This window comes from Telmatobacter sp. DSM 110680 (assembly GCF_039994875.1).
Taxonomy (GTDB): Bacteria; Acidobacteriota; Terriglobia; order Terriglobales; family Acidobacteriaceae; genus Telmatobacter.
In genome coordinates this window covers 1,430,250-1,453,236 of sequence record NZ_CP121196.1, presented here as the reverse complement: position 1 = coordinate 1,453,236, position 22,987 = coordinate 1,430,250, and the positions used below count along the sequence as shown (strand labels likewise).

Here is a 22,987-nt window from a genome sequence, read left to right as displayed (position 1 = left end):
GCGCACTCTGAATCATGAACTTATATTCCACAGATCGAAACGGAAACTGGGACACAAACGATGAAGATTACGATAGGCGGACAGGACTTTACTTCAGCCTTGGATGCGGCACATCCACTGACGATCGAACGCAAGCTGAATGAACCATCGGTTTGTCAGTTATGGATAACTACTGCGGCAGATACTCAAATCGCAATCACGCGTAACCAGCCTATCCAGGTAACAGGTGATGACGGCAGCTTTTACTTCACCGGCTACATCGCTGCCAGTCCGTTACCGGAATATGCCGGGCTCGGCATGGAGGGTCCTCGATATCGGATTGCCTTGCAGGCCATCAGCGACGAATATCTGCTCGATCAACTGGCGATGGCTCCCGGCAAGGGCGCTGCAGGATTGAACGCCGGTCCGCTCGTTGCCTCTCTCGCGACAAAAACCGGCTCAGCAGCGCTCTCGACCCAAACACTTTCGCTCAATACGCCAGTATCCGAGTTTGCCCCTGTGCTCGGAGCTTCTTTCAGCGGCAGTGCCGGCGCTGCGTCGAATCAGGCTCGCGCAACATATCGCGCGCTAAATGGCGCGCTTACTCTTTCATCGGTTCCTGCAGCCCTGCACACTCTGGATGAGACCGACGGCAGCCTTGCGCTCGCGAATCTGACTCTCAAGGCAGGAACGCGACGCGCGATTGCAAATGACATCACGGTTTGTGGACAGCACGAACCGACGGCGTACGTGACCGAGTATTTCCTCGGCGATGGGGTCACCAGCCAGTTCGATCTTTCCTCGGATGCTTACCTTCCGCCTTCATCAAGGACGACGATCATTCGGGAGTTGTTCAACGAAGCCCAGATTGATTTGCGTCTCTGGGGCAATCCCGGAAGCCATAACTACTTCTCGCTCGGCGCCGGTGGACTAAGCATGCAGGGTGGTACCGGAAGAGATGGCGATACCCAGTTAACCTGGATTGATCCCGTGGAAATGGGCGGTACGTTGTTACTGGAAGCCTGCGGAGTTACCCTCGCCAATGGCAGCACCGGAATTCTGGCCGGCTTTTATACCGGGGAACAAACTCAGCAGGGATGTATCGCCGGCTTTCAGATCACCGCTCAATCGGGCACAGGAGCTGTCGCAATACAACCCATCGTATTAGGCTCGCCCGCGGGTAGCGGTTACCAGGTCAATCCAGCCAACCAGTACAGCCTGCGGGTGCGTGTACATTGCCCCGAATGCGAACGTGGGCTTGCAGTCTACCGCACTTACGGTGACAAGGGCGCAATCACCTATGGCGGGCAATGGAATGCGGCATCGGCGAAGCTGCAATTCGAGATTCAGGAATATGTGAACGGCGTAGCCGGAATGCCGGTGACGCTGTACGACGGCCAGATCGCAAGCTTGCCGGGAGCCTGCTCGGTTGTTGCGGCAAGCAGCATCAATCTTTTCGGATCGATGCGCGCGCTCGATCTCACCAATCTTGGATCAGGTTGGGTAGTTACTACACCCGCTAACGGCAGCCCAGCGACGCGCCGGGTAGGATCAACCGCGCAGGGCGCCGAGTGCCGCGTAGAGAGCACCGGCAAACTTGTCTTCTATACGGGATTTGCTCCGCCCATCGGCGAACAAATCGCCGTGAGTTATCGAGCGGTTGGAAGAGCGACAGGACGTGCCGTGAATGCGGCAAGTCAACAAGCCCTTGCTCAAGCCGGTCTTCCCTCAGTATCGGCATGGATCGGGTCTGTAACCAGTCCTGTGCCTCGTAGTTCCCAGGATTGCCGCAACGCCTCCCTCGCTCTTGCAGAGTCTGCCGCAAGCATGAGCGCGCTGTGGAGCGGCACTTACACATGCACTCGAGCAAACCTCGACGCAGACGCCTGGCCCGGAGACGCATTGGAGTTAAATGCCCCATCGGCTAGCTTGAATGCGCAGGTCGTTGTCCGCGATGTGAAGTTGACTTATGAGGCGAGTCATCCCGATATTGTGCAGTATGCTATCAATTTCTCGAATGACTGGGCAGATGATCTGGCCATTAAGGCCAACGAGTTGGTCCCGGCTGATGCATGGCTTCCGGCCCCCATCGCTCCGAGCTACCTATCGAACCCCAGCGGTCTCTCGGTCACATCAATAACCGGAAGAACCGTAACAATCAACGTCGGAACTACGGCTCCGATCGGGGGCGGATTCGAGATTCGACGCCGCGATAATTGCTTCATGCCGGGAGCGGATCCAGACCTGGTGATGCGCGGCTCACAATCTAACCTGACATTTACACGAGTGTCGGCCAGCGACCGTTTTTTTATAAGAATTTACGACGGATCAAAGCCGCCTGCCTACTCGGAGTTTTCGGCGGCCCTGATCTTCAATCTTCCGCTCGCATCTTGATGAGGCGGAATCGTGGAGAACAACGGATGCGAATGATGAACGAATTTGAAGCGCAGGTATTGAGCGATCTAAGCGTGCTGAAGACACAAATGAGCGGATTGATGGGTGACGGAAATGGCGGTCGTATCGCGGAACTTGAACATCGGATGGAACGGCACGAGCAAAACTGGCAGCGCGCCAAGGGATTTCTGGCCGCGTTCAGCGTTCTGCTTGCCGTGGCGGAAGTGGCCGTCGAGGCCTGGCATCGTCATTAGACAAACGAATGAACAATTCAGTTACTTGTGCTTGGCAACCGTCATCTCCCATCGACCTCTTATAATCACCCCATGAGCGAGAAGCCATTGGTGGGCGTAGTAATGGGCAGCAAAAGCGACTATGAGGTGCTGTCTTCGGCGGTTGAAGTTCTTACCGCGCTCGAGATTGCGCATGAGGCGCGCATCGTAAGCGCGCACCGTACCCCCGATTGGCTCTTCCAGTACGCCGAGACAGCGCATGAGCGCGGTCTTCGCGTGATCATCGCGGGAGCCGGTGGCGCAGCCCATCTGCCCGGTATGCTGGCTTCTAAAACCCTTGTACCCGTGCTTGGTGTTCCAGTGCCAGCAACGCAGCTCAACGGCCTCGACTCTCTCCTCTCGATTGTGCAGATGCCGAAGGGCGTCCCCGTCGGCACGCTGGCGATCGGCAAGCCCGGCGCAGCCAATGCGGCGTTGCTTGCGGCTGAAATACTGGCGGCCACTGACTCCGCACTTTACGAGCGGCTGGCTGCCTGGCGCGCTGCCCGGACCGAAGAAGTAATGAAGCAGGAGTTGCCGCAGTGACCGCAGAACCTTCCCCCAACAAAAAAATTCCTTCCATTGAACCCGGCGGCTTGATTGGCATTCTCGGTGGAGGACAGCTTGGCCGTATGACCGCCATTGCCGCGCGCACCATGGGCTATCGTGTGCGCGTGATGGATCCTGAAGCCAAGTGCCCGGCCAGCTTTGTCGTCGACGACACCATTGTGGGCAAGTGGGACGACGTGAACGCGGCCAAGAAACTGGCGCGCGGGGCCGATGCTGTAACCCTCGAGATTGAGCAAATTGGCGTCGATGCACTAACCGAGGTGGCGGGCTTGGCGCCGTTGCGTCCAGGCGTTGAGGCGATCCGCATCATCCAGGACAAGACTCTGCAAAAAGCGTGGCTTGCCGAGAACGGATTTCCAGTCGGCCCATTTCGCATCATCCGCGGCGAAGATGAGCTTCATCACGCCGTGCAAACGCTCGCAGGCAGCGTGTATCTCAAGATCGGACGCGGCGGATACGACGGGCGCGGCCAGGTACGTATCGGCATAGACGCCCTGCTCAATCGAAAGATCGTCACCGATGCGTGGGCTAGCATCGGAGAGAAACCGTCGGTTGCGGAGCAGGCACTTGATCTTGTCAGCGAGATCAGCGTAATGGCCGCGCGTAACCCGGCAGGCGAAATACGCACGTATCCGGCAGCCCGCAATCACCACGAAAACCAGATTCTTGCCTGGAGCGTTCTGCCCTCTGGAGTCGATCCGAAACTTGAAGCACGCGCTGAAAAAATAGCAGCTTCGATCATCGAAAAACTTGGCATTGAAGGTCTTCTCTGCGTGGAGATGTTTGTGACCAGGCAGGGCCGCTTGCTGGTCAACGAACTAGCGCCGCGTCCGCATAACAGCTATCACCAGAGCGAGCGCGGATGTGTGACAAGCCAGTTTGAGCAGCTAGTGCGAACAACGTGCAATCTGCCGCTCGGCGATACATCGCTCATCAGTCCGTGTGCCATTGTGAATCTGCTAGGAGACATTTGGCTCACGTCGTCGCCGAATTTCGCCCGGGCCCTTGAAGTGCCCGGCGTGCGGCTTCATCTCTACGAGAAACGCGCTGCAAAGATGGGGCGCAAGATGGGCCATTTCTCGGCGACAGGCGCGACGGCGGACGAAGCACTGGAGCGAGTGTTGGAAGCGAAGAAGAGATTGGGACCGACGACTGGCTAGCGCGCTTTGCTTAAACGATAGAAATTTAAATCCACACATCGTTCGCGGCAGTGCGCTCGCCGCCTTCATCGCCGGTGTTGCGCAAGCCGCGCGGCTCAATGAGCATCAACCTCACTTCATGTTCCGCGTAAGGCTTGTGCTCCACACCTTTGGGAACCACAAACATCTCGCCCGGACCGATACTCACCGCGCCATCAAGAAAATCAATGCGCAGCGTACCTTCGATCACGATAAAGGTTTCGTCGGTGTCCTTGTGATCGTGCCAGATAAAGTCGCCTTGAAGCTTCACGACCTTGAACTGGTAGTCGTTCATCTCGGCAATGACTTTGGGCTGCCACTGTTCCGTGAACAGCCCGAATTTCTCGTCAAGATTGATCGCTTTGTAGTTCATCGATGCACCTATGTGCTGAACTGCTCGGCCTTCTCCCAGCGCTTGGGACGTCGGTTGGCCTGCAGAATTTTCTTGCGAAGGCGCAACGACTTCGGCGTGATCTCCACCAGTTCATCGTCAGCAATGAACTCGATGGCCTGCTCCAGATTCAGCGTCTTGTAAGGAACCAGGCGAATGGCATCGTCGGCGCTGGATGCGCGCATGTTGGTCAGCTTCTTTTCGCGAACCACATTTACGTCAAGGTCGTTGTCACGGGAGTGCTCGCCCACAACCATTCCCTCGTAGACTTCCACGCCCGCGCCAAGGAAAAGAATGCCGCGCTCCTGCAATCCATTCAGAGAATAGGTCGTAGTCGGGCCCTGGCGATCGGCAATCAGCGCACCTGTAGGCCGCTGCGGAATCTCTCCCTGGTAAGGAATGTAACCATCGAACAACGCGTTCATCACAATTGTGCCGCGCGTCTCCGTAAGCATTTCGCTGCGCAGCCCGATGAGCCCGCGACTCGGCACTCGGAATTCCATGCGTACGCGGCCCGATCCGTGATTGTGCATCTTGGTCATCTCGCCTTTGCGAGGCCCCAGTTTCTCGATCACTACGCCGGTGTGCTGCTCCGGGACGTCGATCGTGAGGTGCTCGACCGGTTCCATGCGCGTGCCGTCGACGACTTTGGTGACGATCTCTGGACGACCGGCCATCAATTCAAACCCCTCGCGCCGCATCATCTCGATAAGAATGGCGAGTTGCAATTCGCCGCGGCCCAGCACCTTGAACGTGTCGGGAGAACCTGTCTCTTCCACGCGAATTGACACGTTGGTCAGCAGTTCTTTTTCAAGCCGCTCGCGCAGGTTGCGGCTCGTCACATACTGGCCTTCCCTGCCCGCGAAAGGAGAGTTGTTCACGCTGAACTGAATGGCAATCGTCGGCTCGTCAATCACAATCAGCGGCAGCGGCGAAGGCGTTTCAAGCGAGGTGATTGTCTCGCCGATGGTGATGCCTTCAACACCGGCCACGGCAACAATGTCACCCATTGTGGTTTCGGTCGTCTCAGTGCGCTTCAACCCGGAGAACGTGAACAGCTTGGTGATGCGCGTCTTCATCAGAGAACCATCGCGCTTGGAAATATTCACGTCGTCGCCCGCGTGCAGGGTTCCCTGAAATACGCGGCAGATGGCGATGCGGCCGAAATAATCCGAATAATCAAGATTGGTGACCAGAATCTGCAGTGGTGCGTCTACATCGCCCGTAGCGGGAGGAATCGTTGACACGATGGTCTCGAACAGCGGCTGCAAGCTTTCACCGGGCTTGGCCAGATCGAGCGTCGCCGTGCCGGCCTTGGCCACTGCGTACAGTACCGGGAAATCCAGCTGCGATTCTTCCGCATCGAGGTCAATGAAAAGATCGTAGATTTCGTTCAGCACTTCCTGCGGACGCGCATCGGGGCGGTCGATCTTGTTGATCACGACGATGGGCTTGAGTTTCGCCTCTAGCGCCTTGGCCAGCACGTAACGCGTCTGCGGCAGCGGACCTTCAGCCGCATCGACCAGCAGCATCACACCGTCGACCATCTTCAGAGCGCGCTCAACCTCACCGCCAAAATCGGCGTGGCCCGGAGTGTCCACAATGTTGATCTTGCCGCCTTCAAAATTGACCGCGGTGTTCTTGGCAAGAATCGTGATTCCGCGCTCTCGCTCCAAGTCGTTCGAGTCCATCACGCGCTCGGCTACCTGCTCGTTGGCGCGGAAAGTGCCGGACTGGCGAAGCATGGCGTCAACAAGGGTCGTCTTACCGTGGTCAACGTGGGCGATGATGGCGATATTGCGTATCGTCTGGCTCACAGGCGTAGGGTTCCTTCTCTTCTAGGGCAAATCTGGATTTGCGCTCAGGTATGGCCTTTAGTCGGCCATCAGGTTGGGAATGAATACAAAATGAAGGCCACACAGTGCGGCACCTTCTATTTTACCAGTAGTGCAGTTTTTGAGCCTTTCAGGAGGGGTTTCCCCAAGCAATGGTTGGTCTTATACACTTTTCCGCAAATGCGAATTGCCGCCCACCACCGCCTGAGCGCCTTCTGTCCCGTTAAGCCCCTTTTGCTCGTGAGCCCCATCCGCGCACTGCTCGCAACCGGGATGCTTACGCTGTTTTTGGCGCTCGCGCCTTCCACCCAAGCACAGTCCAAAGGAAGCGACCTGACCATCTACATCATCGATGTCGAAGGCGGCCAGGCCACCTTGCTTGTTTCTCCTTCTGGCGGATCGATGCTTGTCGACACGGGCTGGCCGGGCAACAACGGCCGCGATGCGCAGCGGATTCAAGCCGCCATGAGAGACGCCGGCATCAGCAAAATCGATAAGGTGTTTATTACTCACTTCCACACCGACCACGTTGGCGGTGTGCCGAATCTCGTCGAGCACATCAAGGTTGGCGAATTCCTCGATCACGGCGAGAACCGCGAAGACTCCGACGTTACCCGCCACGACTACGCGGCCTACGTCAAGGCCATCGGCACAACGCCCCGCCGCACTGTTCATCCCGGCGACACCATCGACATCCCCGGCCTGAGCACCATCGTGCTCGAAGCAGACGGCGAGCATATCAAAGCGGTTCCCGATGTGAAGCCCACACCAAACTCCTACTGCGCCACCGAGCCGAAGTGGGATCTGGACACCACCGAAAACCCCCGCTCAGCGGGAATTCTTGTGCGCTTCGGCAAGTTCCGTTTTCTCGATCTCGGCGATCTCACCAAGGCGAAGGAGATTCCGCTTGTCTGCCCCTACAACCTGATCGGACACGTCGATCTCTATCTGGTCAATCATCACGGCTTCAATCTTTCAAACTCAAAGGCGTTTGTCGATGCGATTCATCCCCGCGTGGCCATCATGGACAACGGTGCGCACAAGGCAGGCAGCCCCGAGGCGTGGCAGACCGTGCATGACAGCCCCGGTCTGCTCGACCTGTGGATGCTGCACACCGCTGAAGATTCAGACGCCGCGCACAACAGCGCTGATGCGCTCATCGCCAACCTGAAAGGTGGCAGCGACGGCGCGTATTTCAAGGTGATTGCCCACGACGATGGCAGCTTCAACGTAACCAACTCGCGCACCGGCACGACGAAAGATTATCCGCACGAATAAAGTTCGCGAGAGGGTCTCTCGCTTGGTTATTTCGAACTTGACATCTCGCTGCCGCCGACATCAACGTTGTGGGCCTTGGCGATCTGCTCAATCAATTGAAGATGCTTCGCGATGATGTTTGATCCCTGCTGCGCGATCTGCTTCACGTTCTGGTCCTGGGCCGCATCAGCTTCGTTCTTGAATTCCTTCAGGTCCTGCTGATGATCCTTCACCATCATCGTGATGTACTCGCGATCAAAGTCCGCCCCGCTCAGTCCCTGCAACTTTGCGATTTCTTTCTTGTCCTTCTTGGAAGGTCCCTTTGGCTCTGGGACTTCGAGCTGTTTTGCAACTGGCTTCAACCACTTATCGGCCATCTGGCTGTGATCGTTGACCATCTTCTGCGCGAATTGCTTCACATCGTTGCTTTGCGATTTGTCCTGGGCCAGCTGCCCGAGTTGCACTTCCGCCTCGCCGCCTTCCAGCGCCTTACTCACAAAGGCCTTTTCGGCGAAGTCTTGACTGGTGGGCGCGGTACTCGGATAAGCGCCCGATCCCGCTCCCGGGTTTCCAGCGGTGGAGCTCGAGGGTGTCTGCTGCTGCGGCATACTAGGCTGCTGGGGGCTCCCGGGAGCCTGGGCAAACGCAACCATCCCGCTCAGCAAAACTGTTCCTGCACTGAAACACAGCGTGTAAGCTATTCGTTTTAATTGCATAACGTATCCTCCTGCTGCGGCGGCATGGAGAACATAAGAATCCACCCGCACACATGCAATCAACTCGATGCGATTCGCGCGAGCTGCGGTTGCTCTGATGGTTGTAGACCTGGGAGAAAGTGCGCAGGTCGAGACTTGTCGAGACTTTCAGCCCTGCCAAAAGCCTTTTTGAATGTGGAGCGAAAGTTTCAGCGGCCTTATAAAATGAAGCTTCATATTACTCGCGGCCGAACTTGCACCAACTCAATGACTTCGCTGGTACAAGCCTTCGAGCGCATCGCACGCCTTCTTTACGCCGTCTTCTGCCTGCAGCTGCGCGGCCACCACACGCGCCTTCTCAGCAAGCGCCGGATCGTCCAACATCTTCCGCAGCTTGCGAGTGACTTTCTTCGGCGTATAGCTTGCCTTCTGTATGACCTTCGCCACGCCAAGCCGCTTCATACGCCGCGCGTTGTCGGGCTGGTCGTGCGAGTAAGGCATGATCAGCATCGGCTTGCCCGCACGCAGACACTGCCCCACCGTTCCCACGCCACCCTGGTGCACCACCAGCGACGCACGTGAAAACAGCGCGGAAAATGGAGCATATTCCGCTGCGCAGATCGATGCGGGAAGATCGTGTTTCGGCTTATTGCGAGGATCGCTGCCGATGAGCAGCACCGCACGCTTGTCCAGTTCAATGGCAGCCTGCGCCGACACATCGTAGAAATCCCCGGCCGCGAGAACCGCGGCCGAGCCTAGCGTAAATACCACGGGCGGCTCGCCACTCGCGACAAATTGTTCGAGATTCGACGGCAGTTTGGCGTTGCCGGCGTCGGCATCGTAGTACGCGAAACCGGTGATCACCGTATGCGGCGGCCAGTCCTTCTGCTCTTCGCCGAGTACCCGCGAAAACAGCGCAAGCACCAGATACGGCGAGTGCTTGGCATCGAACAGTGGATTCTCGCCGCGCGGCAACCCCAACTCACTGCGCAACTCGTAAATCGGTTCCGGCCATTTGCGGCTCACGAAGCGCGCCACGCGCTTGATCACGCGTCCGAATCCCGGCACCTTCTTGTCGGCCTTCGCCAGCTTGGGATAAGGAGGAAGCACCGGAGGATCGAATGCCGAGAAGAACGACAGCGGCGCAAGCACGTAGCTCGCCCACGGAATTCCAGTTACCTCCGCCACGATCGGCCCTGCATAATTCAACTCGCCCAGCAACAGAAGATCGGCGCGGATCGGCCTTGTAGCTGCATCAAGCAAATCGTCGTACGTCTGCCGTAGCGCGGGAAAAAGGAAATTGCGCAAGCCGTGTTCTGTGCCGTGCTTGATGTCGTAGACCATTTCCACGAGCACATTATTAGTTGGGTCAATGTCCGGTCGGATCGCGTGGAACTCAAGGCCCAACGGTTCTAACCTCGTCCGATACACATTGGGCAGCGCCATCACCGGCGAGTGCCCGCGACGTTTCAGTTCGAGGGCCAGCGCAATCAGTGGATTGATGTCGCCAAGAGTACCGATATTCGAGAGAACGATGCGCAAAAGTTGGGTCCGTGAATCGGAATGAGACGCAGGGATAAGAGTAATGCATCGAAGTGCAGTTCCAAGCGCCAGAGTGACTCGGCATGAGTTCTCGAATGAAGCGATTAGTAGGACAGCTTAAAGAACCCATACCAAATCAAAAGCAAGCCGCATACGTATTGCAAAACGAGTGTCAGCCAATAGTCGAATGGGGCTTTCGCGCGAATCGCACTGCCACCTCTACCATATGTCTTCCCAGTAAACGTTCCAATCACCGCCAGGAACAGCATGAGCAGCCCGAAAAGCACGACGCCAAACGGCCACGGCTTATTCCACGAATCGGGGATCATACTTGCCAATACTCGCAGAAATCGGGATTTACCGCTACGACCTTATGTAGTGTAAAGGCCGCGCTTCACACCGTTGACCCTGTTCTCCTGGCGCCTTGCTAGGCAGAGATCGCCTCATACTTCAGCAACGTTTAATCTACCTGTGACAATAATCTTCATTGGAGAACCCATGCGCATTCTGCTGGTGGAAGACGAAGTCCGTCTGGCCGACAATCTTTCTGCGGCCCTGCGCGACGGCCCGGGCTTTGCCGTAGATTGGGCAGCCGACGGCGAGGCCGGCGATGACGCGGCGCGCAACCTCTGTTACGACCTCGTGATCCTCGACCTGATGCTGCCCAAACTCGACGGTTCGGGAGTGCTACGTCGCATGCGCGCCCGCAAAGACGCGACCCCGGTCCTCATTCTTACCGCCAAGGAAGGCAAAGACACCATCGTTGAATTGCTGAACGCCGGGGCTGACGACTACCTCGCCAAGCCCTTCGATCTCGGCGAGCTTCTCGCCCGCGTAAAGGCGCTGATCCGGCGCGGCAAGGGCGCGGCGCATCCAACCCTGAACGCGCTAGGCGTCACACTCAACTCGTTGGAACAGACTGTACACCGCAACGGAGCGCTCGTCGATCTTTCGCCCACCGAGTACCACATCCTCGAATACCTGCTGCATCATCCGCGCAAGGTCGTTAGCAAGCAGGAACTGCTTGAGCACCTCTACGACTACAACTGGGAACACCACTCCAATGTGATCGAGGCGCACGTCTCGAACCTTCGCAAGAAGCTGGATGCATCCGTACCCGACGCGGCCCCGGTGATCGAAACCCTGCGAGGCCGCGGTTATCGACTCTCGCCCGAGCCCGCCGCATGAGGCGCCTCTCCGCACTTGCAAAGACCAGCATCGCGTTTCGCCTGATCGCGGCAGTCTTGCTGGTGGAACTGGCCTCGGCCATGATCGTCATCCTGCTTGCCTGGGGGTACGAGCGCCACAGCCATTTTCGCTCTTTCGACGTGATGTTGCATGGCCGTGCTGATTCGGTGCTGGGCGCAGTGCAGGACGCAGAAGACACAGGCGACAACGTGATGCTCGACCTGGCAGACCTGCATGTGCCGTTTGAAGATGTCTACGAAGTCTGGGATGGGCGCGGACATCTTCTGGGCCGCTCTCCGAATTGGAATGGCAGCGCGGCGATGGCATCGATTCCCGACCACAATGGCTTCTCCCGTATCAAGCTCCACGATCACGGCTACCGGCTGCTCTTCATGCGCGGCACGCGCATCGTCGACCCCGGAGAACCCGGCGGTGGCCATCTTCGTTTCGTCACCATCCTTTATGGCGCACCTACCGAACGCGTTTGGGAAGCGATCTATGGGGCGGTGGAATTCTATGCGGCGGGCATGCTGCTCCTCATCCTTATTACCGGACCGCTGATCGCGTGGGTGCTTCATCGTGGACTTGATCCCCTGCGGCAGCTTGCCGCTATGGCCGGCCGCGTCTCGGCGGAATCATGGGAGTTCACACCACCGGCCTCCGCGCGCGAAACCGCCGAACTCGCGCCCTTGACCAGTGCACTTGAGAACGCGCTGCAGAGGCTGGAGCGATCATTCAAGCAGCAACGAACATTTGTTTCCGACGCGGCACACGAGTTGAAAACTTCAGTCGCCGTCGTTAAGTCGTCTCTGCAACTCGTAGGCATGCGCCCTCGCACACCAGAGGAATACCAGGCTGGCAACGAGCGCGCCCTCGCTGACACCGGTCGCATTGAAGAACTCGTTGCCAAAATGTTGACTATGGCTCGCGTCGAAAGCGGCACCGCAAGTTCGCACTCTGAAGACAATTGCGATTTGAGCCAGGGTGCTGCTCAGACCGTCGCCGAGCTTGAGACCTTTGCCGCCGTACGGAATGTGGAGTTGGCTGTAGGCTCTCTGCCTGCGGACGCCTGCATCGTTCCACTTAACAGTGAGGATTGCAAGCTGATCATCTCCAACCTCCTGATGAACGCCATCCAGCACAGCCCGCAGCGATCGCAGGTTGAACTCAGCGTAGTGCTTCGCGGGAACGCGGTTGAATTCACGGTCCAGGACCACGGCGAAGGCATTGATCCCTCTGCTCTTCCGCATGTCTTTGACCGCTTCTATCGCGGAGACCCATCGCGCGCACGTGCCACCGGCGGTGCTGGACTTGGCTTGGCCATCTGCAAAGCCATAGTTGAAAGATCTAAAGGCTCCATCACTCTGTCTAGCAATCCGGGAAATGGAACAACCGCAACCGTACGGTTGCCCAAAGCCTGACACCCGGTTCACCGTATGCACGACTCAGAGTGTCGGCAGCCACCCCCACGAGCTATTGGCAAATTGGGCGAGGAGCAACGCAATCAGGCTGCCCCTGTTTGCATCCAACAGCGTAGGTGGATGACATCCCTGCTACCCATGGGCGATACTAGGTTCCGGCATTCTGCTATGCGGCGGAAGGATTCCACCCCCTGAAAGGAATCTGCCTTGAGCGGCAATACTTCAAATCCACGCCTTGGGCTTTCGCCTCGCCCGAAGCATTTAACACCGAAAACTCTGTTCTTCGTAATCGCCGTCCCGATCGCAGCCCTCATCATCTGGCTTGCAGCGCGCCCCGGCACAATAAAAACAGCCACCGACTTCGGACATTCGGTAAGTCACCCTTCCTCGCTTCTCACGTCAGGCACCAAGCCTAAGCCACCAGCCGGAAAGCCCCTGCTGCCACCCACAGTGCCTGCTCCCCGGTCTCCGCTCCCAAATGTGCCGAACCAGCAGACGGCGAACGCTGCACCAACCCCGTCCCCGCAAGGTGCAGCACCAAACACCGCCACGACTATAGTCGCTCCCGCTCCCATACCCGGATCCACCCCCGTTGCCCCTGTCACTGCAGCCCGCCCGGCCTATGCACCTTTGTCCTACAACGCTCGCCATGACAAGGCTTTCGGCGGCTGTTCCGGTCAACTCATTCTCAGCAGCACCGGTCTTCAATTCAATTGCCCCAGCGACTCCCACGCCGGCATGCAGGTGGCTATCTCTGAAATCAGCGCGGTCGATGAAAATGGAGTTCGTCTCGCTTCCGGAAAGAAACTGCATTTCTCCATCGAGGGCATGTCCAAACCAAACGCACAAGCAATCTTTACCGACTGGTTTAACCGCCTCCGCTGACACTTCGGCACTGCAGCTCAACTTTTCGTAAGAGGATTTCCGCTTCTGTTCTGCCTTCATGCTTCGCCCAGTCCGCCGGTGTTCCCTGCCACAGCAGGTCCTTCATGTCGACCCTGGCGCCGCGCTCGATAAGCAGCCGCACAACGTCCACATGGCCATACAGCGCGGCTTGGTGCAAAGGCGTCGAATGCGAATGGCTCCCCAGAGGGTTATACCGGTTCGGATCTTCGCCGGCGTCCAGCAGCAATCGAACGATCTCGATCTCGCCCTTCTGGCTAGCGAAAGCCAGGGCAAGGTGTCGCTCGCCAGCATCCGCAATGGGCAGCATCCGGCGAGCATCGTCTACGCGTCCCATCGCTGCCGCAATGGTCAGATCAACTTGTGCACCACGCGCAATCAAGGCATGTGCCGCCGCCAAATTCTGTTGCGTGGCCGCCGCGCGAATGCCGCTATCCGGATCCGCGCCGTAATCACACAACAGCTCAATCAGCGCAATCTGCACGCCGCATTCTTCAACCACCCTCCCCGTCACCACCAGCCCGAGCGCCGCATCGCACGATGCATGATCGGGACCGGCATCCAAAATTACTCGCGCGACCTCTACAATATTGCCCGGCAAAGTTCCGTTGCGAACCGGATTCTCCGCAATGAACTCCAGCAGCGTCGGAGCGTGAAAGTAATTCCCACCCTCGAATTCAACATGCTGGAGCACGAGCTTCGGATGCTGCTTCAAGTGCTCGCGCAATCCCGCCTCATCCCCAACATCCAGCAAATCAACGGCGTGACGAAACACGGCGTCCTCAATTCGCTCATGATGGGGAAGTGTCAGTCGGCTCGCCAAATCCGGCGACTCCACGTGAGCTTTGAGCCGCGCCCAGCTTTTGAAGCCGTACTCTCGCGCGATCGTCAACTGCGCATCGCTCAGCTTTAACGCTGCTGCAAAAATCTCCTCGTCCGTGGCCGTGCGAAGGCGCGGATGAAATTCCCGGATACGTTGCGCAACTCTGCGATCGTGAGCAGCGTGCCATTTGAGCAGATCTCTAGCTTGATATTTCAGATGATTGAGGTCGGGTTTCGACGGAAATTGCTTGGCCGGCATGACGAACTTCCTCTCATACGCCCAGGTCCGCACTTAGAGGGCTGAAAGTCAGTTCGAAAACCAGATTGGAAGAAAAGGTGGACTTCTGTCCTTCCCGCGGACCGGGTGCGCCCTTCAGCGCTGCGAAGAGAGTACCACGAAGCGTGAAAGTTGCGGGAATTTCAGTGGGACATCTCTATTGTTTGAAATGCTCCTCGTACCGGCGCTGAAGCTTTCTCCTGGCGAGACGAGTGGCGTTCGGCAATCAGCCAGTTCTCATCTCGGCGAACCCAAATATCCGTAATGAGAAAGTTACCGCTAATGTCGCGATGATTCAGTGGCTCCGCCTTCTGAGTGAGGGCGAGCGTCGCGACGGCCACGTCGTTCCAAATAGACACATGCACATCCGTGATCTCGTGCCGATGGATCACGTAACGGGGCAGGACAGAGAGCCACAGCTCTCTAGGTATTACCTGTAGAGGTTGCCCCTCGGCTCCAACGACAAGTTTGAATTCCGGTGCCTGAAAACTAGCTGCAGATGCAACATCTCTTCTCAGAATGGCGTCATTCCACTGCCGTTCCATGTTGTTAATCGTCGCAACCATGGCGTTCGCCGACTGATCTTTTCCTTCCATGTGACTGCCTCAAATCCGCGAACTGCCAAAGTCGCCACCAGAGGTTTCAGCGTTTGGATGCTTTGGCAAGGGACACATCCGAATAATACACAACGCATAGCAGCTTGCCGCCGCCGAACCGAGTGAGCGGCTGTCGCCTATGGGGCATTGGCAACTTCTTGGTCTCAGTGTCTCAGTAGGCGGTGATTCGGGCCCGAAGGAGAAATGCAGCGATCTTGTGCCCTGTTCTTTGGTCCACGGTGTCTAAGAAAGACAGCAGATCAGCTGATATCCGACGGGGGACGAATTTCGTGAAGGCTAGTAAAGCAATTCTATTCAGCGCGGTGGTTGCTGTCTCGGCGCTCGTTGCGACTGGCGTACATGCGCAACCAGCCGGCGAGGGAACGCGGGTAGTGGTGAGCGACAAGCCGCTCTCTGTGGAGCAGCTGGCAGTTTACCGGGCAGTTTTGAAGAATTACTTGTCCGATGGTGAAGGCGCTCTGAATCTATCGAGGCAGACACTGCCGGTTGACAGTGAGGTCCCTTTCGGTGGCCATGACTGTTCGAAAGGGATGACCATGGAACCACCCCAGTCAACGGTCGTTCATTCGTTTTCATCCGATGATTTAGGCCGTCTAGGATTTCCAGCACTGCACCTTGTTGATCCCGAACAGCAGAGCAGGAAAGTCAAGGAGAATGACCCTGGCAAAAAGATTGGCAAGGGGGTTCCTGTTGACGCTGCGGTCAAAAATGGATTCGCAAACGCGCTGTTTTCGCTGAGTGAAGTCTGGTTCGATAGAACGCATCAACACGCGATCGTCTCATACCGATTTTGGTGCGGCAGCCTTTGTGGCAATGGGGGTTCCTTGGTGCTCTTAAAACGAAACGATGGTTGGTCTGTTCAGACTCGATGTGGCGGTTGGATCTCGTGAGGAGCCACAGTACGCCGGGCTTGTCACAGTCGACAAACTAGCAACGAATTGCTCTCAAAGCGATAGTTGCCGGTGACTCGACCAGAACGCGGCTTTGCGGCCAGTTCATTGAGTTCACGAAAAGTGTCATCAGGAAACAGGCTCGTTCACGCCACTACTGGCACCGCTGTCTCTCGTTTTGCCGGCAGAAGCACTAGCAGAACGCCGCCGATAACAAGAACTACGACCACATCAGTGAAGCTCCTGTGAACGCCATGAAGCCACGCTTCACTGGTTTGGATAGCCATCACAGCGGCATGGGAGATGTTCCACCATGCGGCCAGAGCAATCATCGAGCGATGCTCAAACGGTCTCCTTGCGGCGATGAGTAGAAAGACCCCGACCGGAATGAAGAAGCTTAGAAACATCGGCTCGCATTCGTTCTTCTGCTCCAGGAGCCAGCTGGAATTCCGCAGATCCATATACAGCGGATAAATGATCGCCAGGTTCACCAGCCCCACGATGACCAAGACGATCTGTGTTAAACGTTCTCTCTTCAAGATGACCTCATACAACCAAATTTTGTAGCGAGCGCAGCGGCGGGAATGGTAGAGGATTCACAAACTAGCACAAACGCAAGTAAAAGCACAATCTGCTATGCCACCGCTTTCCGCCGCGTGAGGCACTCAAACAGCAGTTAACTCTCTTGAACTGGGCAAAGCAGTCGATTAACGTGTACTGGCGGATGGTCGGCGACTGAGAAATCACCGATTTAGTCCAGAAATCGTCAAGGGAAGGGTGGCCGGTTCTACGGGCATCTGCCTGGGAAACACTGATCGACTCGGATGACGCAGATGGGCGTTTTGGCATGAAGTCAAATTTGCGACGGACTTCAGGAGGCGCAAGGTTACGGGAGCAAGTTCAAGGGACGGTAGAGTGACTGACTCGATCAAAGGCCGCGACCGCCTGTGCTATTCAAAGCACTTGACGAGACGATTGCATCATCAGCTACGCCGGCTGAATATCCATAAGTGACGCAGACAAGAAGGGCCACAACCCCTGTAAGAATTGCGTCGATGTTGAATACGAGGCTGTACCCATAGCGAACGACAAGAGCGCCAGTGAGTGCTGCGGAGCCGGCCCCGGCCAGAGCGCCTACTATATTCTGAAATGCCGATGCAGTGCTGCGATCTGCTTCTGGTATACGACCCATTAGCATCCCATAGAATCCTGGTCCTGCGGTAAATTGAACCGCGGTGTACACAAGGTACCAAGCGACGGCATACGATGCGCTGTGACTCATACCGAGTACAAGTACCGCAGCGCCGGCGACAATTTGCGCACCGATAATTTTTGCGTGTGACCCAACTTTGCGAAAGAGGAGGGGCACCATGAGCACTGCCGAGAATTGCGCAAATTGGGAGGCAGAAAAAATGAGGCCAACATGTTGCAGCGAAACCCCAAGTTGCTTTTGAAAGAAGACTGGAGCGAACGGGATGAAGGATCCGGTGACAATACTCCAGATAGCGAAGGCGGGGAGAAATCGAAGAAGAAAGGGATTGAGGAGTGGCCGTCCGTTTCGCTCGATCTTTGGGGGAACGAGCAACTTCAGGCGCGATACCGGCCAGATGCCGATACAGTTGAGGAGAGAAGCTCCAATCAGGACCAATCGAATTCCGTCAGCAGGATGATGAACTCCGTGAATGCGGAAGAGCATCTGTGGGATTGAGCCGCCGGCCAGACCCGCAAGTGTTCCGGTTCCGATTCCCGTGGCAAACACAATGCTGAATGCGAACGCACGATTGCTTTCGGTTGTCAGACTGGCAACGGCAGGGGCAAAGCAAACCGGCCAGCAGCTCAACGCCATCCCTGCGATGAATGCAAGACCAATTTGTGTGGGCATCGACGCCACCATCGTGCGCAAGATCGACATGAGTGGCGAAGCGATGAAGCAGAAGAGCAACAATTTCTGCAATCCGAAACGGCGGGCCAAAATGCCTACGGGTATGGTGCCGATCACGTTGCCAAGCGTAAGAGCGCCGGTCACTAAGCCCATCATTCGCTCGTCGAACCGGAGATTCAGTAAGAACAAGTTGAAAAGGAAGAAATACAGGCCAATCCCAAAGTCAAAAAAGAATGCCGCAACGAAGAAGATGAAGAATTGCCGGCTTAGAGAATCGGCTTGCCACCAGGAGCGCAGCCGCGCAACTGTTCCAGAGTTACTGACAGTGGGGGCCTGGACGCAGTCGATGGGGGAGCTCACTAAAAGCCCCTCTCCGCGAGGTGCTCAAGTCGTTCGACCGCCCAGGTGAAATCGTGATATCGGAGTTCGAGCGGGCCACAGTCGAGGAGGCGTTCGATCATCGCGATTTGGACGAGCATGGTATCAGGCAGGCTGAAAAGTACCTGGAGCATTGAATATTTCGCGACCTCGTGGGGAAATTCGACCAGTTCTTGCCGTCTCACGTTTCGACGGTTGATGAAGACCACATGGTTGATGTGCGAAGTGAAGGAGACGGATACGTCGCGGAGAGTCTGAGTATTGAACTCTATCGAAGGCTTGCCGACCTGAGCCCGCTGGATGATCTCTTTGCCGGTAAGCTCTGAGAAGAGTTCGACGGCAGAAGGACGAAAGCGAGCCTGGTTGCAATTCCCTACGACGAGTCGATCGTTGCGGCTGTTTACGAGGAAACTTGCGTCATCCGTAATGTATGTCCAGCCTGCACGTGCACAGGCATAGGAGAGCGACGATTTACCCGCACCGGAGTCGCCGCAGAGAAGAATGCCGCATCCTTTGTATTCAACGCACGCCGCATGGACGGCGGTTGTGTGCGAAGTACCGAGCAGGCACATCGCTGCGGACTCAAGAAAGAAATACCGCAGATAACTACGGTGCGCCACAGCCGCCTGGGTCAGCCATATGGAAGCAAAACCCTTGGAAAGATCGATAACGGAAAAATTGTCAGGATCGGCAATGTTGGTGGCCAGATGTTGTTGAATTTTGCAGACGGGTGCGGGTGGACAATCCGATGAAGCTGCAGTTCGAACGCCAATGCGCAGCCGAAGTGGCTGGGTATCGAAGAGCTTCACGAAGCCCTGCCAACTGGCTGCCGCACAGTTTAGAACCTCCTCGGAGTTGGTTTCAATTTGCAGTGGGAAGCCGAGAGGATAGAACGTTTCGCACAGAGGCATGCTAAAACGCGCGAGAGCCGGATCACCCAGGTGCACTGGTTCAGAGCGAGCGCAAGCGACCCGAATTTCTTCGATTGTCATCATGATGGGTTACTCTCTCGATCTCAAGTTACGCCTCAAAACTGATACTTGAGCGCGAGCTGGATGATGCGCGGATTTGTCGACGTGGAATTGATGACACCGAATGAGGGTCCCGAACTGACGTTACTGTTCGGATTGTTGAAGTTCGTGGTGTTGGTCAAGTTAAAGAACTCACCACGAATATTTACGTGATGCGATTCCGTGAGCGGAATGGTTCGCTCGATCGCCATGTCGATATTGCGCTGGCCGGGACCGCGTACCAGGCCCTCGCCGCTGTTTCCAAAATCGGTGTCACCGGGCCCTGTGCCGTTGGGTGCTTCCGGCGCTGACGTAAATGCGGCGGCATTCAGATAGGTGGTAAGAACCCGCGAATACATTGAACCGGAAGTTGTTGGCTTGATCCCGCCGACGAGCTGAGCGCGGTTTTCAAAAGGATAGTTTCCGTAGACGCTGCCTGCGCTATCGTCCAGGATTGTGATTGGCGTTCCGCTTTGAGCAACTGCCAGAGCCGAGATCTGCCAGTTGCCGACGGCACGCGATAACAGGCCCGGCAAGTGTCGCGCGAACGAAGTGTTATAGACCAGGCTCAGTACAGCGCGATGGGTGCGATCGAAGTCGGTGAGCCCATAAGCCTGTCTGAAATTGGTTTGATCATTGGTGACGAGATGAGTTTCGAATACCTCACTGCCCGATGAGCCACTGGTCTGGTCAAGGTTCTTTGACCAGGTGTAACTGCCTAAAAACTCCAAACCGTGACTCAGACGCTTGGTAACGCTGGTCTGCAATGAGTTGTAATTCGCGTTGAAAGAAGATTCGCACAAAAGAGAGCCGGGACTTATTCCAGCAAACGGCAGGCGCTGGATAACATTCGCCGCGGAGTTGGTTGTCTCTCCATTCACCGGATTTGTCGGGCTGGCCAGCATTGCCTGGTTGAATTCGACGCAACCGGCCTCGTGGAGAGAACGCGTGCCCACGTATCCAACTTCGAGAAGGAAGTCGTGGGCGAATGCGATCTGCGTGTTGAGGTTGTACTCCGCTGTGTATGGATTCACCATATTTCGAGCGATAGCAGTGAGGCTTGGACCTCCGCCCGGGATGCGCGGAACGAAGGTGGGATAAGCATTGTTTGGCGGGAGTTGGGGAACGAACGGCTGCTGCAGTGTTGCTCCTGCGTTGGACGAACCGGCAAAAAACTGAAATACCGAAAACGGTTCGACAGCCAGTAACTGTTCAGCAAGGCCCGCGGAGAGCCTGTCAAAGTAGAGTCCGTAGCCGCCGCGGAGAAGGATGGTTGGCTGCTGGGAGAGACGAACAACCAGTCCGACGCGGGGCTGAAAGTCCAACTTGCGAGTAGGGAAGAGGCCTGGGATCGAGGATTTGAGAACCCCGTCAGGGACCAGGCCTTTGAAATTCGAAGGCACAACAAATCCGCTGAGTGTTCCTTCGTTTGGCGCGCTTTTGGTGGCAATGGAAGGATCGAACGTAACGAGCCTCCCGTTGATGTCGGATGGAGCGCCAAAGATTTCGTAGCGAAGGCCGGCGTTTAACATCACGCGATTTGAGAGCCTGATGTCATCCTGTGCGAACGCCGCGAGATCAATGTAGCGCTCGTCTTTACGGAAGAGACCTGAGCTTCCGTTGCTCAAACTCACGTTACTACTGCCGGTGGGGCTTCCGTTTTGGGCAGCACTTTCGCCGAGAAGGAAATCTGGGAAAGTGCGAATGTCGAGAAGTCCATCAGTAGAAAATGGAGCGTTAACGTCGACCTGGTGGCGCTTTGCCTCTGCGCCGAAACGAACAGCGTGGTTACGCCTGGTGAGAGAGACGGTGTCCTGCCAGATGAAGCTATTGGTGACCTGCCACTGGTACGGTGTGCCGGCATCGCCGACGGTGAAAAGTCCATCGACGGTGATTCCCGGGGCAGGGATTTTCGCGCCCGAAGTACCCGTCGGAGACTGGGTGCCGAGATCCGTCGTGAAGACGGGATTAGTAACGGCGGAATCCCCATCGAATCGCATGAAACCAAATCGGGCAATATTGACCAGACGAGGATTGAAGACATGCGTATCGGAAAGCACGAGCATCGTATTCTGATCGAGTTCTGTGGTGGGCCATCCGGGCACAGTGGCCGCGTTAGGCGAGAATGGCTCGACTAACGGCGCGCGCGAGTAGAAGAACCTCGCAGCGAATTGATTCTTTGGCGAAAGAGTCTGATCTACGTTAAGTGTGAACTGGTCTTCGTTGTACTTCGCTGGCAGCGAATAAGTGGATTCCCCAATCGGCATCTGCGTCGGATCCGTTGAAGGAAGCTTGATCTGCGGGCTTGGCACGGCGAACTTTCCGTTTGGGAGCTTGAAATTGAGGAGTGCCAGAGCAACAGGATTGATGTTGGATCCATCGCATGCAATCTGTTGGCCGCCCGCCGCTGTTGGATAGGCACAGAATTGAACACCGAGAGTTTGAGCAGAACGATCGGAAGTAAGTTGCGGGAGATTGACTGTAACCTGATTACCCAGGCCGTTGCTGGAGCGAAGCCCCTGGTACGCGCCAAAAATGAAAACCTTGTCGCGGAGGATTGGACCACCAAACGCCCCGCCGAACTGGTTTTGTTTCAGTACGGGTCGAGGCTGGTTTGTGAGTTTCGAGAAAAACGTGTTCGCATTGAACATATCGTTGCGGAGAAACTCCCACAACGTGCCGTGATATTTGTTTGTCCCGGTTTTGCTGACGACGTCGACATTGGCTCCGGTACCTCTGCCATAGGTAGCGTCGTAGTTGCCCGTCTGCACTTTGAATTCCAATATCGTATCGGGCGCCGGAGCGGCTACGCCAACCTCTTCGCCGTCATTTGCGGCAGAATTCTGCGATAGGTTGTTGGCATCAATGCCGTTGAACTGAATATTGTTGCCAGTCGTTTTGTTGCCGTTCGCTGTAACGTCCTGCGACCCCCTGCCAATGGCAGTTGCATTAGGCAGTTCAACAACGATGCCTGGTGAGAGCGACAGGATCTGCGTGTAGTTGCGATTGGAGAGAGGAAGAGCTTCGATGGTTTGCTGGTCGACCGCGCGCCCGAGCGCCGAACTCTCGCTCTGTGCGAGTTCTGATCCAGCTTGAACATTCAGACTCACGCCGACTTGCGACACGGTCAGGTGAAAGTCGACGATACTTGTCTCGCTGACAACGACGTTGACGGTTTCAGCAGTCTTCTCGCTAAATCCCGCTGATTGGGCGGTCACGGTATACGTGCCGGGAGTGAGCAGGGGGAAGGTAAACGAGCCGGCCGCATCCGTTGAGCCTGATCTTTTGGCCTCTGTGTCTTCATTAGTGACGGTCACCTGCGCGTGTTGAATAACGGCGCCTGCAGGATCGAAAACGGACCCCGTGATTGCGCCCGTCCCGGGAGCCTGGCTCAAAGCCGCGCTTACAGAGAGACAGCTTGCAACGATCGCGAACGAACAGCGACTCAGCAAATTCAGTTTCATGTCAAGTCCCCTAAATTGAGAA

Annotated in this window: 18 protein-coding genes; 8 read left to right on the top strand and 10 right to left on the bottom strand. The window is 56.4% G+C overall.

What is annotated here, in order from left to right:
• Positions 1 to 60: 60 nt before the first annotated feature.
• The 4 genes from P8935_RS05880 to purK all read left to right on the top strand — a co-directional run bounded on the left by P8935_RS05880 (position 61) and on the right by purK (position 4,375).
• Entirely contained in the window at positions 61 to 2,373 is a 2,313-nt protein-coding gene (locus P8935_RS05880; RefSeq protein WP_348264060.1) for a hypothetical protein, read from the top strand.
• Between the two features lie 32 nt (positions 2,374 to 2,405).
• Positions 2,406 to 2,627: a hypothetical protein gene (locus tag P8935_RS05875; RefSeq protein WP_348264059.1), complete on the top strand. Its 222-nt coding sequence runs from the start codon at positions 2,406 to 2,408 to the stop codon at positions 2,625 to 2,627.
• Between the two features lie 72 nt (positions 2,628 to 2,699).
• Complete coding sequence (gene purE, locus P8935_RS05870; RefSeq protein ID WP_348264058.1) at positions 2,700 to 3,191, top strand: 5-(carboxyamino)imidazole ribonucleotide mutase; 492 nt, start codon at positions 2,700 to 2,702, stop codon at positions 3,189 to 3,191.
• Positions 3,188 to 4,375 (top strand): 5-(carboxyamino)imidazole ribonucleotide synthase, encoded by a 1,188-nt coding sequence (gene purK / locus P8935_RS05865; protein ID WP_348264057.1) that lies wholly within the window; start codon positions 3,188 to 3,190, stop codon positions 4,373 to 4,375. Before purE ends, purK begins: the two co-directional genes overlap by 4 nt.
• Before the next feature lie 25 nt (positions 4,376 to 4,400).
• On the opposite strand, the gene P8935_RS05860 is transcribed toward purK, so the two are convergent.
• Together P8935_RS05860 and typA are read right to left on the bottom strand one after the other, a co-directional pair.
• Positions 4,401 to 4,766 carry a cupin domain-containing protein gene (locus tag P8935_RS05860; protein WP_348264056.1) on the bottom strand — a complete coding sequence of 122 codons (366 nt, stop codon included), beginning with the start codon at positions 4,764 to 4,766 and terminating at the stop codon, positions 4,401 to 4,403.
• A gap of 8 nt (positions 4,767 to 4,774) precedes the next feature.
• Positions 4,775 to 6,601: a translational GTPase TypA gene (gene typA, locus P8935_RS05855; RefSeq protein ID WP_348264055.1), complete on the bottom strand. Its 1,827-nt coding sequence runs from the start codon at positions 6,599 to 6,601 to the stop codon at positions 4,775 to 4,777.
• A 258-nt stretch (positions 6,602 to 6,859) separates the two neighbouring features.
• Between typA and P8935_RS05850 the strand changes: the two genes are divergently transcribed.
• Positions 6,860 to 7,897 carry an MBL fold metallo-hydrolase gene (locus tag P8935_RS05850; RefSeq protein ID WP_348264054.1) on the top strand — a complete coding sequence of 346 codons (1,038 nt, stop codon included), beginning with the start codon at positions 6,860 to 6,862 and terminating at the stop codon, positions 7,895 to 7,897.
• 26 nt (positions 7,898 to 7,923) lie between these two features.
• Here the strand turns inward: P8935_RS05850 and P8935_RS05845 are convergent, their stop codons facing one another.
• Both P8935_RS05845 and P8935_RS05840 read right to left on the bottom strand, forming a co-directional pair.
• Positions 7,924 to 8,592 carry a DUF4142 domain-containing protein gene (locus tag P8935_RS05845; RefSeq protein ID WP_348264053.1) on the bottom strand — a complete coding sequence of 223 codons (669 nt, stop codon included), beginning with the start codon at positions 8,590 to 8,592 and terminating at the stop codon, positions 7,924 to 7,926.
• Positions 8,593 to 8,835: 243 nt separating this feature from the next.
• The gene (locus P8935_RS05840) at positions 8,836 to 10,113 is read right to left on the bottom strand and encodes a glycosyltransferase (protein WP_348264052.1); all 1,278 of its coding nucleotides are present in this window, start codon (positions 10,111 to 10,113) and stop codon (positions 8,836 to 8,838) included.
• Positions 10,114 to 10,611: 498 nt separating this feature from the next.
• On the opposite strand from P8935_RS05840, the gene P8935_RS05835 reads away from it, so the two are divergent.
• The 3 genes from P8935_RS05835 to P8935_RS05825 all read left to right on the top strand — a co-directional run bounded on the left by P8935_RS05835 (position 10,612) and on the right by P8935_RS05825 (position 13,607).
• A complete protein-coding gene (locus P8935_RS05835; protein WP_348264051.1) occupies positions 10,612 to 11,301 on the top strand; it encodes a response regulator transcription factor in 690 nt (229 codons plus the stop codon).
• Positions 11,298 to 12,722, top strand: a complete 1,425-nt coding sequence (locus tag P8935_RS05830) for a HAMP domain-containing sensor histidine kinase (protein WP_348264050.1) — start codon at positions 11,298 to 11,300, stop codon at positions 12,720 to 12,722. The genes P8935_RS05835 and P8935_RS05830 overlap by 4 nt, the downstream gene beginning before the upstream one ends.
• A gap of 207 nt (positions 12,723 to 12,929) precedes the next feature.
• Complete coding sequence (locus P8935_RS05825) at positions 12,930 to 13,607, top strand: hypothetical protein (protein ID WP_348264049.1); 678 nt, start codon at positions 12,930 to 12,932, stop codon at positions 13,605 to 13,607.
• Here P8935_RS05825 and P8935_RS05820 read toward each other — a convergent pair.
• The 6 genes from P8935_RS05820 to P8935_RS05795 form a co-directional block, all read right to left on the bottom strand.
• On the bottom strand, positions 13,591 to 14,706 hold the full coding sequence (locus P8935_RS05820) for an ankyrin repeat domain-containing protein (RefSeq protein WP_348264048.1): 1,116 nt from the start codon (positions 14,704 to 14,706) through the stop codon (positions 13,591 to 13,593). The genes P8935_RS05825 and P8935_RS05820 overlap by 17 nt on opposite strands.
• 161 nt (positions 14,707 to 14,867) lie before the next feature.
• Positions 14,868 to 15,320 (bottom strand): nuclear transport factor 2 family protein, encoded by a 453-nt coding sequence (locus P8935_RS05815; RefSeq protein ID WP_348264047.1) that lies wholly within the window; start codon positions 15,318 to 15,320, stop codon positions 14,868 to 14,870.
• Positions 15,321 to 16,377: 1,057 nt separating this feature from the next.
• Positions 16,378 to 16,770 (bottom strand): DUF6632 domain-containing protein, encoded by a 393-nt coding sequence (locus P8935_RS05810; RefSeq protein ID WP_348264046.1) that lies wholly within the window; start codon positions 16,768 to 16,770, stop codon positions 16,378 to 16,380.
• A 389-nt stretch (positions 16,771 to 17,159) separates the two neighbouring features.
• Positions 17,160 to 18,473 carry an MFS transporter gene (locus tag P8935_RS05805; protein WP_348264045.1) on the bottom strand — a complete coding sequence of 438 codons (1,314 nt, stop codon included), beginning with the start codon at positions 18,471 to 18,473 and terminating at the stop codon, positions 17,160 to 17,162.
• Positions 18,473 to 19,486, bottom strand: coding sequence for an aldolase (locus tag P8935_RS05800; protein ID WP_348264044.1), 1,014 nt, complete (start codon positions 19,484 to 19,486; stop codon positions 18,473 to 18,475). Before P8935_RS05800 ends, P8935_RS05805 begins: the two co-directional genes overlap by 1 nt.
• Before the next feature lie 32 nt (positions 19,487 to 19,518).
• The gene (locus tag P8935_RS05795; RefSeq protein ID WP_348264043.1) at positions 19,519 to 22,965 is read right to left on the bottom strand and encodes a carboxypeptidase-like regulatory domain-containing protein; all 3,447 of its coding nucleotides are present in this window, start codon (positions 22,963 to 22,965) and stop codon (positions 19,519 to 19,521) included.
• Positions 22,966 to 22,987 lie beyond the last annotated feature (22 nt).

What these genes read in the sequence shown, in the direction of transcription:
- P8935_RS05845 (WP_348264053.1), bottom strand. Translation starts at nt 8,592, where the DNA reads ATGCAATTAAAACGAATAGCTTACACGCTGTGTTTCAGTGCAGGAACA.
- P8935_RS05795 (WP_348264043.1), bottom strand. Translation starts at nt 22,965, where the DNA reads ATGAAACTGAATTTGCTGAGTCGCTGTTCGTTCGCGATCGTTGCAAGC.
- P8935_RS05820 (WP_348264048.1), bottom strand. Translation starts at nt 14,706, where the DNA reads ATGCCGGCCAAGCAATTTCCGTCGAAACCCGACCTCAATCATCTGAAA.
- P8935_RS05800 (WP_348264044.1), bottom strand. Translation starts at nt 19,486, where the DNA reads ATGATGACAATCGAAGAAATTCGGGTCGCTTGCGCTCGCTCTGAACCA.
- P8935_RS05880 (WP_348264060.1), top strand. Translation starts at nt 61, where the DNA reads ATGAAGATTACGATAGGCGGACAGGACTTTACTTCAGCCTTGGATGCG.
- P8935_RS05860 (WP_348264056.1), bottom strand. Translation starts at nt 4,766, where the DNA reads ATGAACTACAAAGCGATCAATCTTGACGAGAAATTCGGGCTGTTCACG.
- P8935_RS05875 (WP_348264059.1), top strand. Translation starts at nt 2,406, where the DNA reads ATGATGAACGAATTTGAAGCGCAGGTATTGAGCGATCTAAGCGTGCTG.
- P8935_RS05815 (WP_348264047.1), bottom strand. Translation starts at nt 15,320, where the DNA reads ATGGAAGGAAAAGATCAGTCGGCGAACGCCATGGTTGCGACGATTAAC.
- purE (WP_348264058.1), top strand. Translation starts at nt 2,700, where the DNA reads ATGAGCGAGAAGCCATTGGTGGGCGTAGTAATGGGCAGCAAAAGCGAC.
- P8935_RS05830 (WP_348264050.1), top strand. Translation starts at nt 11,298, where the DNA reads ATGAGGCGCCTCTCCGCACTTGCAAAGACCAGCATCGCGTTTCGCCTG.
- P8935_RS05835 (WP_348264051.1), top strand. Translation starts at nt 10,612, where the DNA reads ATGCGCATTCTGCTGGTGGAAGACGAAGTCCGTCTGGCCGACAATCTT.